Here is a 16122-nt window from a genome sequence, read left to right on the forward strand (position 1 = left end):
TTGCCATAGGCATTGGCGCCAGCGAGGATGAGCGTGCCGGCGCCCTGCTTGAGGAGATCGCCGGCGCCGCTGATCGAACCCTGAAGGCCGAGGGTCACACCAGAGGCCACGTCGAAGCCGCCGCCGGTGCCGAGGGTGACCGTGCGCAGGCTGTCGAAGCTCGCCGTCGCCGCCAGCGTGCCGCCATTGAGGCTCAAGGCCCCCGATGCGGCGCCGAGACTGTTGTCGGCCGCGACCGACAGCACGCCGCCATTGATGGCCGTCCCGCCGCTGTAGCTCTTGGCGCCTTCGAGAACCAGCGTGCCGTCGCCGGCCTTGACCAGGCTGCTACCGGCGCCGTCGACGATGTCCGAGGCGATCGTCGCGGTGACGTCCCTGTCGATGTTGAAGGTGCCGCCGCCGGCAACCGCGATTTTCAGCGCATCGCCCTCGAGCCGGTAGCCGTCGGTCGAGAACTGTAGCGTGTCGAAGCTCTGCACACCCTGCACTGTCACCGTGCCGGCCGTGCCGGCGAAGATCCCGACCGAGCCCGCCCAGCTGCCATTGGCGCTGCCGTCGCTCGTGGTCCAGTTGCTGCCGAAGTTGCCCCAGGTGCCGGCTCCGCCATCCACACGGCCGTTCCCGGTCGTGTCGGCGCCGTCCCAGAACTGCATGGTCTGGCCGACACCGAGGACCGACAGGTTGACCTAGCCGGGTACGTCGTAGTGGAGATCGGCAACGCTGGTCGTCGGCAGGAAGCCACCGGTGCCGGTCACCGTTCCATCCGCAAAGGTTCCCGACAGGGCGCCGCCATAGTCGAACAGCCGGTAATAGCCGGCGGCGGCGACCTGGGCATCGAGCGACCCGCCGAGCGTCAGGTCGCCACTGACGACGACGCGATCGTTGCCGGAAGACCCGGGAGTGTTGAGCCGGAAGCGCGAGGTCGAGCCGGCATCGAGTGTGAGGTTGCCGTTGACGGTGAGCGTGCCGGCGGCATTGGCGCCGCCTGCCGCCAGCGTGCCGCCGGAGGCGATCGTCACCAGCGAGCCCGCTCCCGAGCCGACCGTGCCGGCGCCGCCGAGCGTGCCGCCCGAACCGACCGACACCGATCCGCCGAGCTTGCCGCCGGTGGCATTGCCGACCAGCAGCGTCGCGCCGATCACCGTGGTGGTGCCGAAAAAGTCTGTACTGTCGCCGGTCATCAGCACGCTCCCGCCGCCAGTGACGGCGAAGGCGCCGCTCCCGGAGAGGCTGCCGGCATAGGTGTCGGCGCTGCTCTGCTCGAAGGTCAATGTGGCGCCGCTGATGACCAGCGCATCGCCGGTGAAGCGGCCCGCCGCCGTCGCCAGCCCGCCGGCATTGATCTGCCACAAGAGCGACGACGTGCCGGTCAACGTCAGTGTGCCAGAGCCCTGCTTGAACAACGTGCCGTTGACGCCGCCGAGACCGGCGATGTTGCCGGCGAAGGCCGCATCGGCGGCCTGTACGAAGACCACCCTCCCGGCGTCGGCAATGTCGCCAGAGATCGACGCAACATTGCCGATCAGCGTGCCGGCCTCGACTCGCGTATTGCCATAGGCATTGCTGCCATTGAGGATGAGATCGCCGGCTCCCGCCTTGACGAGATCGCCGCGGCCGCTGACCGTGCCGTTGAGGGTGAGGCTCCCGCCGCCTGCGATATCGAAGGTGCCGCCGCCGGCCCCCAGGCTGACCGTGCGCGACGTGTCGAAGCCGGTCGTCGCTCGCAACGTGCCGCCGTCGAGGCTCAGGCCCCCAGATGCCGCGCCGAGACTGTTGTCGGCGGCGATCGACAGCACGCCGCCATTGATGGCCGTTCCGCCGGTGAAGCTCTTGGCGCCGGTCAGTACCAGCGTGCCGTCACCGGCCTTGACCAGCCTGCTGCCGGCGCCGTCGACGATGTCCGAGGCGATCGTCGTGGTGACATTCCTGTCGATGTTGAACGTGCCGCCGCCGGCGACGGCGATCGAGAGCGCATCGCCCTGCACCCGGTAGCCATCGGTCGAGAACTGCAAGGTGTCGAAGGCCTGCGTCCCCTGCACCGTCACCGTGCCGGCGGTGCCGGCGAAGACGCCGACCGAGCCGGACCAGCCGCTATTGGCGCTGCCGTCGCTCGTGGTCCAGTTGGTGCCAAAGCTGCTCCAGGTGCCGGCACCGCCGTCGACGGTGCCGTTTGCCGTCGTGTTCGCGCCGTCCCAAAACTGCATGGTCTGGCCGGCGCCGAGGACCGACAGGTTGACCTGGCCGGGCGTGTTGTAGCGGATGTCGGCGACGCTGGTCGCCGGCTGGAAGGTGTCGGTCCCGGTCACCGTTCCGCTCGCATAGGTGCCCGTCAGGGTACCGTCATACTCGATCAGCCGGTAATAGCCGGCCGCCGCGACACGGGCGTCGACCGTGCCGCCGAGCGTCAGGTTGCCGTTGACGTGGACGAGATCGTTGGCGGCGGCGCCGCTTCCGCCCGCCAGGCCAGGCGTGTTGAGCCGGAAGCGCGAGATCGAGCCAGCGGCGAGGCTGAGATCGCCGTTGACGGTGAGCGTGCCGGCGGCATTGGCGCCGCCCGCCGCGAGCGTGCCCCCCGAGGCGATCGTCACCAGCGAGCCCGTTCCGGAGCCGACCGTGCCCGCACCGCCGAGCGTGCCGCCCGATCCGACCGACACCGATCCGCCGAGCTTGCCGCTCGTGCCATCGCCGACCAGCACGGTCGCGCCGGTGACGGTGGTGGCGCCGGCGAAGCCCGAGCTGTCGCCGGTCATCAGCACACTGCCGGTGCCAGTGACTGCGAAGGCCCCGCCGCCGGAGAACACGCCGGCATAGGTCTCGGCACCGACCTGGTCGAAGGTCAATGTGGCGTTGAAGGCGCCGGCCTCGATCCTTGCATTGCCGGAGAAGCGCCCCGCCGCCGTAGTCACGCCGCCCTGGTAGATAGTCCAGTCGAGCGACGACGTGCCCGCCAGCGTCAACGTGCCCAGGCCCCCTTTGCGCACCGTACCGTTGACGCCGCCGAGGCCAGCGATGTCGCCGGCGAAGCGTGCGTTGGCGAATTGGGCGAAGTTGAGGGTGCCGGCGTTGCCGATATTGCCAGAGATCGATGCGGCATCGCCGATCAGTTCACCGGCCTCAATCTGCGTATTGCCGTAGGCATTGGCCCCATAGAGATAGAGGGTGCCGGCGCCCCGCTTGATGAGATCGCCGGGGCCTTTGACGGTGCCATGGAGCTGGACGGACCCGTTTCGGAGATCAAAGCTGCCGCCGTTCATGCCGAGGGTCACCGTGCGCGAGCTGTTGAAGCTGGCCGTCGCCGCCAGCGTGCCGCCGTCGAGGTTGAGCCCGCCCGATGCGGCGCCGAGGCTGTTGTCAGCCGCGACCGACAGGACGCCGCCATTGATGAACGTCCCGCCGGTGTAGCTGTTGGCGCCGGTCAGGGTCAGCGTGCCGGCGCCCACCTTGGTGAGAGCGCCGGCGCCGGTGACCGCGCCGCCGAGGCCGAGGCTCGCGCCGGAAGCGACATCGAAACTGCCGCCGCTCGCGCCCAAGGTGACCGAGCGCGAGCTGTTGAAGCTCGCCGTCGCCGCCAGCGTGCCGCCGTCGAGGGAGAGGCCGCCCGATGCAGCGCCGAGATTGCTGTCCGAGCTGACCGACAGGACGCCGCCATTGATGAAGGTGCCGCCAGAATAGGTGTTGGCGGTGCCCCCGAGAGTGAGCTGTCCGCCTGTGAGTTTGAGCGCCAGTGTCCCGGCGCCGCCGTCCGCGATCAGGCCCGAGAAGACGGTCGCTCCGACCCGCGACGTGTCGATGGTCAGGGTCCCGTCGGCGGTGCCGCCATTGACGATCTGGCCGCTGCCTGTCTGGTCGCTGGTCAGGCCGCCGACGGTCGTGCTGTTGCCATTCAGCCTGACCGTACCGCCAACGTCTCCGAGCGAATTGTCGAAATGGAGATTCGTCCCTGTCGTCAGCGCATTGTCAGCGAGGACGTCAAGCGTGCTATTCTTGTAGAAAGTCTGCTTCCCGCCGCTGACGGCGTTCGCGACCGACGCGTTGAGGATGCTGCTGTCGGTGAAAGCCTGGGTGCCGCCGCTGACGGCGTTGGCCGCCGACGCGTTGAGCTTGCTGGTGTAGATGAAAGTCTGTCTCCCACCACTGATGGCGTTCGCCGTCGACGCGTTGAGCGCGCTGCTGTCGTAGAAAACCTGCTCCCCGCCGCGGACGGCGTTCGCCGCCAAGGCGTTGAGCCTGCTGCTCTCGAAAAACTGCTGGACCCCGTTGGTGACGGCGTTGGCGACCGACGCGTCGAGCGTGCTGGTGCCGCTGAAACTCTGCGTTCCGCCGCTGAGGGCGTTCGCCGCCGACGCGTTGAGCGTGCTGGTGTCGAAGAAATACTGGGTACCGTCTCTAACGGCGTTGGCGACCGACGCGATGAGCAGGCTGCTGTTGTTAAAAGTCTGGGTCCCGCCGGTGACGGCGTCTGCCGCCGTCGCGTTGAGCGTGCTGTTGTCGTAAAAATTCTGGGTTCCGTCGCTGACAGCATCGGCGACCGACGCGTTCAGCGCGCTGTTGTCGCGGAAAGTCTGGGTGCCGCCGTTCACGCCGTTGGACGCCGCTGCTTTGAGGAAGCTGGTGTCGTTGAAAGTCTGCGTCCCTCCGCCGATGGCGCCCGCCGCCTTCGCGTCGAGGAAGCTGTTGCCAGAGAAATTCTGGGTTCCGTCGCTGACCGCGTTCGCCACCGACGCGGCGAGAGCGGTGTCTCCGCTGAAATTCTGGGTCCCGCCGCTAACGGCGTTTGCTGCCGTCGCGTTGAGCCAGCCCTCGTCGTAGAAATATTGGGTCCCTCCGCTAACCGCGTTCGCCGCCGTTGCGTTGAGCGTTGTGAAATTGATGAAGGTCTGGGTCCCGCCGCTAATGGCGTTTGCCGCCGTCGCGTTGAGCGTGCTGGTGGCGTTGAAATTCTGTGTCCCGCCGCTGACGGCGTCCGCCACCGATGCGTTGAGGATGCCGTGGTCGTAGAAAGTCTGTGTCCCGCCGCTGACGGCGTTCGCCGCGGAAGCGTTGAGCCGGCTGTTGTCGTAGATAGTCTGGGCCCCGCCGCTCACGGCGTTTGCGGCGGATGCGTTCAGCGTGCTGGAGTTGTAGAAAATCTGGGTCCCGCTGGCGATGGCATTGGCGATTGAGGCGTTCAGCGTGCTGCTGTCGTGAAAATTCTGCGTCCCGCCACTGATGGCGCCTGCCGTCGATGCGTTGAGTGCGACGCTATTGTAGAAGAGCTGCTGACCGCCGCTGACGGCGTCTGCTGCTGTCGCGTTGAGGGTGCCGCCGTAGAAAGTCTGGGTCCCGCCGCTGACGGCATGTGCCAGCGAGGCGTTGAGGACGCTGCTGTCGTAGAAAATCTGCATCCCGCCGCTGATCGCGTTGGCGACGGAGGCGTTCAGCGTGCTGCTGTGGTAAAAAATCTGCATCCCGCCGGTGGCGGCGTTCGCGGTCGACGCGTTGAACGCGCTGTTTTGGTAGAAATTCTGTTGGCCGCTCGCAAAGGGACCGCTGGTCGTGTCGTTTCCCGAGTAGTTCTGGGCCAGCGCGTGGGACGCGGGGACGAGGCAAGTGCCGAGGGCAAGCAACAGCCGCGCGGCGAGGGCCACGCGCCTCATGGTCTGCTTGATATCCAAAATACCGCCCCCGCTTAAGTCCTCCACAAACGAATTCGAGTAGCGGGACAAGGCAGCGCCGACATGATCAGAACTGACCATAGGCCGCGGGCTCCTCCGAACTTCCCACTGCCAGGAAACACTGACTCCACGACTGGCCCAGTGCCGTGCGCTCGACGCGCACGCGTGCATGAGCTGGACCGGCGTGCGAGAACACGGCGTAAGACGCTTATCGACCACTGCCCCTGAGCGACTAAGCGATTATGCGCCTGCCGCTTTGCGGCACCGCGGTTCCCGCTGCGCTGTTCGAGCTCGCATGCGGCTTCGGCCTGACCGAGGCGATGCACGTGACGGGGCCGAGAACCGTTTGCACAGATCTCCCCCTTGTCGGGGGGCGCCGATACGACTTTGCGGCGATGGGTTGTGGTTTCTCGATTGGGCGTCCCGCGCCTGTCGGAACCAGTCGCGACATCATTGAGCGAAACCGAGATCTGAAAGCCTCGCGGGATCTCGGCAGTCTTGCCGGCGATCCTGAGCGCCTTGCCACTGCGCAGGCCGGCGTGGTGGCGGCGTCGCAGACGGTGTTGATGATGTATCCAGTCGCTTGACCGATTTTGCGAGTTTCGTGGCGCAGGCTTTGTGACCGACGGTGCTGGCTTCTGCGACAACCGACATCATCGGTGTGTCGAACACCGTCCCAGGACAGGTCGCCATGCTCTTGAGAATTCGCAATCGCGAGCCGGATCGAGGCAGACAGGCATCTCATTTTGAAGGTGATGCCGACAGCGGCATCTCGGGCGGCGGCAGGACTTCCTTTCAGATCGTTGCAACCGCGTCTTCAGGACAGCGAACATGCCGACAGGCACTCTCAATGCGCAGTTCGAGCCAAGCCGCGTCAAACGCCTGATCGTCGCGACCGCCGGACACGACAGGCATCTCGATGCATTGAGCAGGGCTGCCGAATATCTCACGAGTCGCGAGCGCTATGGTCGCTTCCTGAGAGCTCAGCATCATTTTCATGCTGATGTCGACGCGCTCTATCGCGATCCAAGGCTTGGCCGGTTGATCCCGCACCTCGCCGATCAGCCGCGCCTGAGGGCGATCGAGCACGATCTGCTCGATCTCGGGCTCGATCCGGCCGAGGACATGTCGGTGCCTCAATTCGATGGCGCGGCCACGATCGATGTGCCAACCGCGCTCGGGTGGCTCTGTGTCGTCGAGGGCTCCAAGCTCGGCGCGGCCTTCCTCCTGAAGTTGACGAAGCGGCTTGACCTGTCGGAGTCCTTTGGCGCGAGTCATCTCGCGCCCGCATCCGGGCAAAATGGGCTCGACTGGACGACATTTACGGACGCCGTCGACGCGGTGCAGCTCTCCAATATCGAGGAACTGCGGGTCCTCGCCGGGGCACGCGCGGCCTTTGCCCGCGCCCAGGGACTTGCGGACGAGCTTCTGCCGCGGATCCCCTCGACGTGACGTCTCGGGGACGCGGTCGCAACCATGCACCGCCCGATAGACGATCGCGTCCTGTCGCTGCTCGCCGAGAAAAGGCCGTTGCGGGATCGACCGCGCCACGCGCTCCCACGCTGGCGGATTTCATAAATAGAATGACCGAGAGCTTATGACGCGCACGAAGTCGTCGCAGTAATACTATCTAAAAAGCCGCCAGGGACGAACGCCCGCATGCCGTTACTAACCTTGGCCCGTGTACCATCAACGCTGCGGGCCGCGCCGCACCCTGGCTCCGCAGCGTTGATGTGCACGACATTGACAGGCTTCGGTCGAGACGGGTTGGCGTCCTTTTCCCGGTAATATCGCAAAGCCGCCGATTCAGGCGCGGATCGCTCACTGCGCAGCACGGTTGGACTGAGACCATCCATCCCCAGCCTCGAATCGCCTCGACGAGGCCTCGGCGGCCAGCACGGCGCGCTACTCAGTGGGCGCTCTTGCTTTGTGTCGAGTTATTCTCGGCATCGGCGCGTTTGACGATCTCCCCCAAGGTCGCGATCAAATTGCGAACGCTGCCGATCGGCATCACGAGGCGCGCCCGGACCACGTTGACAGGGACGAGCGCCGGCGCCTCCTTCATCAAATTCGCGATATCGAGACGCGTATGGGTGAATGTCAGCGTCACCATGTTGGAGGTGATCGTCGCGTTGTAAGGTCCGATCGTCAGTGTTTCCTGGACATTGTCTGGATCAATCACCGCGATCTGGGTCTTCGTTGCCGGCTGATCTGCTTGTGGGACAGGCCGGAGGACTTGCGATGCTTGCTTCTTCTTCATCCGAAATCCGCCTTTATGAGAGCGCGAAACAGACAGCTGAGCGTGGTTTTGCAGGGACTGCTGCGCCCTGCCCCGTTGCCTAAACGCTCCCTGGGTTGACGATCGTCCCGCCCGATGCCGTAGGGTCACCACGCGCGCTCGGAGGGACGGGTGCTGGATCTGGTGCGGAGAGGTCCTGAGGATGCCGTTGCAACGCGCGCGACGTTGAAACGGCGTGCCCATGCGCTGCTTCGCGAGGGGCGCTCCGGCAGGCAAGCTCATCGCATGTCTGAAATTCGGCACCGACTTCGGTTTAATCTAATCGGCTCTGACCGATCACAAACATTGGGCCATCCATCTCATGGAATCGGCCATTCCGAGGGCAGGACTTGCAGCCCTCACGGAATCAGAATGCATCGCATGCGATGGGTCGAACGATTGATCCCTCACAATCAGGAAAACAGCGCCGGTGAGCCGCGTCGACGGCAACCGCACGGGCGTTCACAGGCGGCAATAGCAGCCGCCCTGATCCGGTCGACTCAATGGTCTGGTGCGTGCCGCGTTTCTCACTGTTGAGAGGTCGGAGCGAGAAAGGTGTCGACGAGTTCTTGGAAGCGGGAGAATGCGGCGCGGCCACCTGCAATCACGCGTTCGTCCTCGGCGTCGGAGAGCTCGACAGCGTCGAATGCGGCTGTGAACGTCTTCCAACGCAGACCACGCCCCTCGGGAGCGGCGGCGAGATGCCGTGCGCCAAAGGTTTCGGAGAGCCCTAGCGCTTTGGCCCAATTCAGCAGGATTGCCGCACCGAGCTTGGAGCCCTCGGCGACACAGAGCCAGCCCAGCGCCGTCGGCACGTCAATGCTGGCTGAATCGAAACGAGGCTCAGTGATGACGACGGCGGGATCGAGCCCGAGATCGAGCAGGTCCTGCTCGATCAGTCGCAGCCGCGCTTCGTCGGCGAGGTTCGGAATCAGCTGGCTAAGCCGGGACTCGACATTGAGCGTGTCGAGCTCGTGATGAAATTGATGCTGGATCTTGAGCAAGCATCCATAGCGTTCACGATTGGCGAAGGGCTGCGCGGCCCGAATCGATGCATCAAGCCGCTCGTGCTGACCGCTCGTTGCGGTAACCAGCCGCTTGACGCGGCTCGTTTCAAGACGTGGGTCGCCTTCGACTACGGTCATTTTGTTCTTCTTGGCCCGAGGTGAAATCGAAGGCGGTGAGCGACATGTCGTTGGGCGCATGCGCGTCGCCCGGTCTTCTCGACCGAGGCGCGTCGGTCTGGGGTGTCTCCGGAGGAAGCGGGGTCCCAGCTCGGCGGCGGCGGATAACGCATCGCAATGTCTCGCGTTGAAAGGATGATGGAGGCCTCGCCCCGGATTTGAACCAGAGCTGTGGGGATTTGCAGTCCCCCGCGTAACCACTCCGCCACGAGGCCAGGCGGTCTCCGTTTCGAGGCTGCCAAAGGACTTCCCGTCGTTTGCAATGCCAATAATGCCGTGACGCCGGGCAGCCGTTGCGCGGCATCGAACGCGCCGCTTCAGTCGCACCGGCCGCCCGGTTCCGCGAACGCAGCTCGGAGACGCGGCAACTCAGCATTGATAAAGGACCAAGCCACGGCCCATCACAATGATCGCGTCATGAAATCCATGAAGTCGGCCATATCGCGTCCCGGTCCGGCGCCGCTTCGTCAGCACCGGGAGGTCCTGCCGCGGCGGCGCGACAACGCGGCTCCTCTGGCCAGAGTCGGCGGGTTCGCGCAGTCAACCGCTTTGAGCCCGTGCCTCGTGGTTCGGTGGCCCGGCCGCCCGGAAGGCTCTCGGCGTCTGGCCAGTCATGCCTTTAAAGAAGCTGCAGAACGCGCTATCGCTGGCAAACCGGAGTGAGGTAGCGACATCCGTCGTTCTGTAATTGCTACTCAACATTTCGATGGCGCGGATGAGCCGCCAGCGCTGCCGCCACTGCTGATAGGCCATCCCGGTCTCGCGCTGGAAAATGCGACCGATGGTTCTCACGCTGGCGCCCCGACGCGCGGTAAACTCCTCGAGCGTGGGCGGCAGGTCTTCGAATTGATCAGGCGACAGCCCGATGCGCGGGTCGCGAGGGAGCGGCAGAATCATTTGCTCGTCCGGCGCTTCGATAATCTCGGACGCCGCCAGCGCCAAGAGGTGAGTCCATTTGCCGCTCGTCCAGTCCGTCGTCAAAGGTGCCGCTGCAATACGTTCGAGCGCCGCGCCGAGAAGGCCGTTTATTGCAAAGACTCGCGGTTGATCGGGGAGCGTCTCGTCGATCCCCGGATCGAACCAAACGGAGCGATATCCGACCATCCGGGCCACCCGCGTACGGTGGATCATCCCTGCGGGGATCCAGGCCGCCCGCCCCGGCGGCAACATGCACATCCAGCGGAGTTCGTCGAGATAGAGGCGAATGTAGCCGTGATGGATGAACAGCAGCTGCCCCATGCGGTGCTTGTGGTCACCGCCATCGCGACATCTGACGTCGGCAGCAACGCCGACAACAAGCTGGTTGAGCGCGTCGGGATCGAAGGAGTCGAGTGTGTCAAGCCAAGGCATGACGACACCGATTGGTCATGGGCGACGACAGATTTTCTTGGGCCAATGTGCAAGATGCGGAGCCGGGCGCGATCGTCTCGAACTGGCCGCCAACGGCATGCCGCGGCGCGCCAAAAACGCGAAAGCTAAGATCGGCATCAGCGATTGAACGCACTTACCCGGTCTCTGTCCTGTGAGGTGAAGGGCGAAGGCTCGGTTGGCCGTGGGGACAAAACGCAAGCCCCCAGAATGGCGGACTCGCCCAGAACAGCGCCTGCGGCAGCGGGCGTCGTGAGAACGGGGCGCAGGGTGCTGAGGGGCTGGAGGCCAGCACCCTGCGCCATTGCTCCCGCGGTACGGGAGGCTTTTGACGCCGGCGAGGTGTGCGCGGGACTCAACTCAGCACCGCCCGCTTGGCCGACGTCCGTTCAAGCAAGAACGACGAGTTCGACGCGTCGGGCAGGATTGCGTTGATCGAAGCGAGATCGCCATTTACGCCGCGAGCTTCCAACGCAAACTCCTCCCATTCCGATTCAAGCGCTCTTGCTCACGAATCCGTAGTCTGGCGTTCACCGTGGCGCATGATCAGAAGTGACCATCTGAAGCCGTGGCCTTTGTCGTCGTGGCGAGGCTGGTTCGGTTCCAGGGCGGGTGAGATGCCGCGATCGATCGTCCTGGGCGAGAGGATGGCTTCCAGCCGACGATTGCCGAGCCTGGGCCATATCTGGTTTTTCAGAGCGGCCTTTTCGGCAAAGCTAGGTGGGAACCACCGAGTAGTTCCCACTCCCGATGGTTTTGCTGGCGGGGCTGGTGGGCGCCGTGACCGGATGGTGGGCGGACAAGACAGCGCAATGACGCTCCTGTCGCCGCTTGCGAACAGACTGGCGCTCATGCGATCCGCCCGGCCACACGTGAGGCACGTCGTCGAGACGCCGGCGCAACGTCAAAACGGGAATGAGGTTGCTCCTCGCCTCATGCGCCCCCCGAAGGCCAGGCGATTCACGAAGGGACTACAGCCCCGGGGCGCGGAAGAGTGCCGCCGGACCGGCAAATCGGCGGGCCTCAGCCGTCACGCGACCAGACGGTTGAGCGCACAGCGCGACCAAAGCGCGTGCAGTCCGACGACGAGCCGGTCGATATCGGAATCCGAGTGCAGCGGCGTCGGCGTGATGCGCAGCCGTTCGGTCTTTTTCGGCACTGTCGGATAGTTGATCGGCTGCGCGTAGACCCCAAACTCATCGAGCAACTGATCCGCGATCGCTTTGCATTTGATCGCGTCGCCGACCATGACGGGCACAATGTGGCTAGGGTTGCGCAGGTGTGGAATGCCACGCTGATCGAGCAGCTGGCGGAGCCTGCGGACACGCTCCTGATGGAGGATGCGCTCGAACGGGCTCGCCTTCAGATGCTGGATCGAAGCCACAGCGCCAGCCGCGATCGCTGGCGGCAGCGACGTCGTGAAAATGAAGCCGGAGGCGAAGGAGCGGATGAAATCGCAGAGGGACGCTGAGGCGGCGATATAGCCGCCCATGACACCGAAGGCCTTGCCGAGCGTCCCTTCGATAATAGTCAGACGATTCATCAGTCCCTCGCGCTCGGCGATGCCACCGCCACGCGGACCGTACATGCCGACGGCATGCACCTCGTCGAGATAGGTCATGGCACCATATTCGTCGGCGAGGTCGCAGACGTCCTTGATCGGCGCAATGTCACCGTCCATCGAGTAGACGGATTCGAACGCAATGAGCTTGGGTGCATTCGGATCCGCAGCCGCCAGCTTGGCGGCGAGATCGTCGATGTCGTTGTGTCGCCACACGACCCGCTCGCACCTCGAATATCGGACGCCCTCGATCATCGAGGCGTGGTTCATTGCGTCTGAAAAAATGATGAGGCCCGGGATTTTGGCGCCCAGCGTTCCAAGGGTTGCCCAGTTCGAAATATAGCCGGAAGTGAAGATGAGCGCGGATTCCTTGCCGTGGAGATCGGCGAGCTCTCGCTCGAGCAACACATGGTGGTGGTTGGTGCCCGAAATATTCCGCGTGCCTCCCGCGCCAGCGCCACAACGATCGAGGGCCTCCTGCATGGCGTCGATCACCTTGGGATGCTGACCCATGCCGAGGTAATCGTTCGAGCACCAGACGGTCACGTCCTGTTCGCCTGACGTCGTATGGCGCGTGGCACGGGGAAAGTCACCGCAATTGCGCTCCAGATCGGCAAAGACGCGGTAGAGACCCTCCTGACGCAGAGCCTCGAGCGCGCTCTTGAAATAAGCCTCGAAATCCATGACGAGCCCCTAAGCTTTGACATCGTTTCGACCGTCGTCGGCCGGTCCGGCAATAATTGTCCTCGGCCAACCGGTCATATGATCGTTTGAGAAGCCGGATGTGTCCGGAGCCGCCATCCGCGGGCTGGTGGAACGATACTTTTGTGAAGCATCACTCACTCTGATCAGAACTGATCATTGCGGCCGCGAAACGCTGGTTTGCAGTTAAGGGTTCGTTATGGCCGTCGGTCGCCGCCGCAGGTGCCCGCTCGAATGACACCTGGGGTCGTGCCGTCGATCATGCGACGAGGTCGACGTGTGTGCCTGACGACAAAAGCGAATGCAGAGCGTCAATCAGTTGGTCGAAATCGCCGTCCGAATGCAACAGCGTTGGCGTAATGCCGAGACGCGCACTCCTTTGCGGCTCGCCCGGATGGTTGATGGGGAGGGCGTAGACGCCAAAGTCATCGAGCAATTGATCCGAGATCGATTTGCATTTGACAGCGTCACCGACAATCACGGGCACGAGGTGGCTGGCGTTTCGCGCATGCGGAATGCCCTGGTGATCAAGGAGCAGGCGGAGCTTGCGGACGCGCTGCTGGTGCATGATGCGTTCGACGGGGCTCGCTTTCAGGTGCCGGATCGAGGCGACGCCGCCGGCGGGAATTGCCGAAGGCAGCGAACTCATGAGGATAAATCGGGAGGCGGAGCTGCGGATGAAATCACAAAGGTAAGTCGAGGCCGCGATATAGCCGCCCATGACGCCAAAAGCCTTTCCGAGCGTGCCCTCAATGATGGTCAACCGATCCATCAAACCCTCACGGTCTGCGACACCCGCGCCGCGCGGGCCGCACATGCCGACGGCTTGGGCTTCGTCCAGATAGGTTATGGCATTGTATCTGTCTGCCAGGTCGCAGATCTTCTGAATAGGAGCGACGTCTCCGTTCATCGCATAGATCGACTCGAAGGCGATCAGCTTCGGGGCCGCCGGATCCGCTGCCGCAAGCTTCGCCTCAAGGTCGTCGACGTCATTATGACGCCACGCGACCTTCCGGCATCTCGCACAGCGAACGCCGTCCATTATGAAAGCATCGGTCAAGGCGTCGAAAAAGATGATGAGGTTTGAAAGCTTGGTGCCGAGCATTCCCAATGTCGCCCAGCTCGCCGCATAAGCCGACGTGAAGACCAGCGCGGCTTGCTTGCCATGCAGATTGGCGAGTTCCCGCTCGAGCATGACATGATAGTGAGTAGCTTCCCAGATGCGCCCCGCGCGCCTGCTGCGGACGCTACAGTAATCAACGGCCTCCCGCATGGCTTCGATCACGTTGGGATGCTGACCCATGCCGAGGTAATCGTTAGAGCACCAGATGGTCACCTTCTGCTCGCCGGCCGCCGTTTGCCGCGTCACATGCGGCAGGTCAGCCTGATGGCGTGCCAGATCGGCAATCACGCGGGAGCGCCCCTCCTGATCCAAGGACTGCAGCGCGGCGTTGAAGTATGTTTCGAAATCCATGACAAGGTCCGCTGCTGTGAAACACTTCCTTGGTTGTCGGCGGATGCGGCGGAGCGCTCGGATGCGGCCGGCAAGTGCGGCTTCCTCAAAGGGCTGTGCGTTCACCGCGAAAAGCGCGCGGTCCTGCGCACGCTGCGTCGTCGCGCAGCGAGGATTTTCTTTGAGGTCGGCGATTACTTCATCGACATCGATGTCACGCGGCGGCGTTGAGCGGCGGCGTGGCGTGACGGTCTCACTGACGATGAGGATTCCGACGGGCCGGTTCTGATCGGAGACGGCGCTGACTGGGATATCTGAACGCGAGCCGCTTCTGCGTATTGACCGTGACCGTTGATAGTGCTGAGGAACGCATGACAAAGCCCCAAGGTTCTGAGGGACGCGCGATCGGCGCGTTGGAAAACAAGTACTTTTGGGGACGTCACACGCCGTGATCAGAATTGATCATCGCTGTCGGGAAACGCTGACTTGAAGTTAAGAGTCAGTTACGCCAGCCGTTATGCCGTAACGCCGACCTTGGACATTGCAATGAGATCGGGCGCGGCCCGAACAACTCGGCATCGCAACGGGTTCGCTATCGACATGATGGTGCAGCATCGTGAGCCATCGAAGCGGGTGATGGGCGTCACGATTTCCGCCCTGTCGGAGAGAGTCATGCGGACGTCGTCTCCTTCAGGCGAGTGCGTAAACGACACCGACGCCGGGATGGCGGGCGGCAGGACTCGGCTGGCGCGTCATGATCGAGGCCGAGGCGTTCGCGCAGGGCCCTGATGGCATCGTCCTGCCATGCGAGCTTGCGCGATAGAGCGTCGATTTCCGTTTGGCGCTCGCCGGTGAGGGCCGCCAGTGTCGCGCGATATCGCGCAAGAAATGCGCGGGCGTCGGGCGGCCTGCTACGCCGATAGTGCGCATGCTTTTCACCAAGCGACGGTATCGCGGCCGTCATCCGTCGCGTGATCTCGCGGTCGATCATGTTGAGCTGCCGCTGCGTCTGACGCCGCGCGTCCTCCATGCGATCGAGCAGAAGACGACCTTCGGGATCGGGTGTCATGGCGCCCTCCCCGGCTGCCAGCCGATGAAGTCGGACGGCCCGCCATAGACCTGGTGTCGAGCCGGATCGACCACGAAGCCGAAGTGGCCGATGCTGTACTCCCCCGAAGGGACGAGGAAGCGGCGCTCCTCGACCCCCGGGCCGCGCTTGCCGCCGAGCGTGGCGACGACCTCGACGAAGCCGGGCTCGTGCTTCGACGTGATGGCCGACGCGACGACCCAATGGTCGGCATGCTCGCGCTCGAAAGCGCGCCGGTCCTTCTCACGGGACTCGCCGGGTTGCAGGATCGTGCCAAAGATCGCCTCCCAGGCATCCGGCCAGGAGTCCTTGATGGTGCGCTCGGCACAGCGACGTTCGAAGGCGGTGAAGAGATGCGGAAAGGTGATCGCGACGATCGCCCACGCAGCATCCTCCTCGTACCAGCCGCCGAGCGAGCGCAACATCGGATGGACCTTGCGGTTGCGGTCAGCCGAGAGCTTGAAGCCGCCATGTCCGGCCGTCGAATGCGCCGCCACGCCCTCGGCATAGACGGTTGCGCCCTGCGAGGAGCCCCACGGCGTAGGGACACGCGAGTATTCCTCGACACGGTTGAGCTTCTTGCGCTCGCGCTGGTGCTCGGCGTTTTCGAGCACGCGTGCCCGAAACGCCGCTTCGTCGGCAAGCTCGCCGGAATGTCCGTAGAATCGTCGCGCGTCCATTCGCCCATTGGACGCCCGAGGCGCCAGGCGGTGACGAGATAGTGTCGATCGCCACGCGCCATCGCCATGGCGAAGGCGGTGTCGCCGACCAGCGCGACAGGCATGCCGTCGGCGCTGCGGCCGAAAAAAACCCCCGGAAATCCGGGGGTCTCGAT

General features: G+C 64.2%; 11 protein-coding genes, 1 tRNA gene and 1 pseudogene. 3 read left to right on the forward strand and 10 right to left on the reverse strand.

Translation table 11 applies throughout. The features are described 5' to 3' along the window. Both QM712_RS20580 and QM712_RS20585 read right to left on the reverse strand, forming a co-directional pair. Positions 1–653: autotransporter-associated beta strand repeat-containing protein (locus tag QM712_RS20580; RefSeq protein WP_415024972.1), on the reverse strand; the 653-nt coding region annotated here is incomplete at its 3' end. A gap of 33 nt (positions 654–686) precedes the next feature. After that, positions 687–5735, reverse strand: coding sequence for a beta strand repeat-containing protein (locus QM712_RS20585; protein ID WP_415024973.1), 5049 nt, complete (start codon positions 5733–5735; stop codon positions 687–689). A 161-nt stretch (positions 5736–5896) separates the two neighbouring features. Here QM712_RS20585 and QM712_RS20590 point away from each other — a divergent pair, with 161 nt between their 5' ends. Both QM712_RS20590 and QM712_RS20595 read left to right on the forward strand, forming a co-directional pair. Then, positions 5897–6241 (forward strand): hypothetical protein, encoded by a 345-nt coding sequence (locus QM712_RS20590; protein WP_415024974.1) that lies wholly within the window; start codon positions 5897–5899, stop codon positions 6239–6241. A 244-nt stretch (positions 6242–6485) separates the two neighbouring features. Continuing rightward, on the forward strand, positions 6486–7106 hold the full coding sequence (locus QM712_RS20595; RefSeq protein WP_415024975.1) for a biliverdin-producing heme oxygenase: 621 nt from the start codon (positions 6486–6488) through the stop codon (positions 7104–7106). Positions 7107–7563: 457 nt separating this feature from the next. On the opposite strand, the gene QM712_RS20600 is transcribed toward QM712_RS20595, so the two are convergent. The 6 genes from QM712_RS20600 to hemA (QM712_RS20625) form a co-directional block, all read right to left on the reverse strand. Next, positions 7564–7914 (reverse strand): hypothetical protein, encoded by a 351-nt coding sequence (locus QM712_RS20600; RefSeq protein ID WP_415024976.1) that lies wholly within the window; start codon positions 7912–7914, stop codon positions 7564–7566. 545 nt (positions 7915–8459) lie between these two features. Continuing rightward, on the reverse strand, positions 8460–9077 hold the full coding sequence (locus tag QM712_RS20605; RefSeq protein WP_415024977.1) for a biliverdin-producing heme oxygenase: 618 nt from the start codon (positions 9075–9077) through the stop codon (positions 8460–8462). Positions 9078–9255: 178 nt separating this feature from the next. Beyond that, positions 9256–9331 (reverse strand) — tRNA-Cys (locus tag QM712_RS20610). 325 nt (positions 9332–9656) lie between these two features. After that, complete coding sequence (locus QM712_RS20615; protein WP_415024978.1) at positions 9657–10466, reverse strand: AraC family transcriptional regulator; 810 nt, start codon at positions 10464–10466, stop codon at positions 9657–9659. 1048 nt (positions 10467–11514) lie between these two features. Then, positions 11515–12729: a 5-aminolevulinate synthase gene (gene hemA, locus QM712_RS20620; RefSeq protein WP_415024979.1), complete on the reverse strand. Its 1215-nt coding sequence runs from the start codon at positions 12727–12729 to the stop codon at positions 11515–11517. 277 nt (positions 12730–13006) lie between these two features. Continuing rightward, positions 13007–14221: a 5-aminolevulinate synthase gene (hemA, locus tag QM712_RS20625; protein ID WP_415024980.1), complete on the reverse strand. Its 1215-nt coding sequence runs from the start codon at positions 14219–14221 to the stop codon at positions 13007–13009. Between the two features lie 33 nt (positions 14222–14254). Here hemA (QM712_RS20625) and QM712_RS20630 point away from each other — a divergent pair, with 33 nt between their 5' ends. Then, positions 14255–14431 carry a hypothetical protein gene (locus QM712_RS20630; RefSeq protein WP_415024981.1) on the forward strand — a complete coding sequence of 59 codons (177 nt, stop codon included), beginning with the start codon at positions 14255–14257 and terminating at the stop codon, positions 14429–14431. Between the two features lie 439 nt (positions 14432–14870). Here the strand turns inward: QM712_RS20630 and QM712_RS20635 are convergent, their stop codons facing one another. Both QM712_RS20635 and QM712_RS20640 read right to left on the reverse strand, forming a co-directional pair. Continuing rightward, on the reverse strand, positions 14871–15269 hold the full coding sequence (locus QM712_RS20635) for a hypothetical protein (RefSeq protein ID WP_415024982.1): 399 nt from the start codon (positions 15267–15269) through the stop codon (positions 14871–14873). After that, positions 15266–16071 (reverse strand): annotated as a pseudogene (locus QM712_RS20640) (DUF7007 domain-containing protein). The gene QM712_RS20635 and the pseudogene QM712_RS20640 overlap by 4 nt, the downstream one beginning before the upstream one ends. Positions 16072–16122: the final 51 nt, after the last annotated feature.

The organism is Bradyrhizobium sp., from assembly GCF_047605465.1.
GTDB lineage: Bacteria > Pseudomonadota > Alphaproteobacteria > Rhizobiales > Xanthobacteraceae > Bradyrhizobium.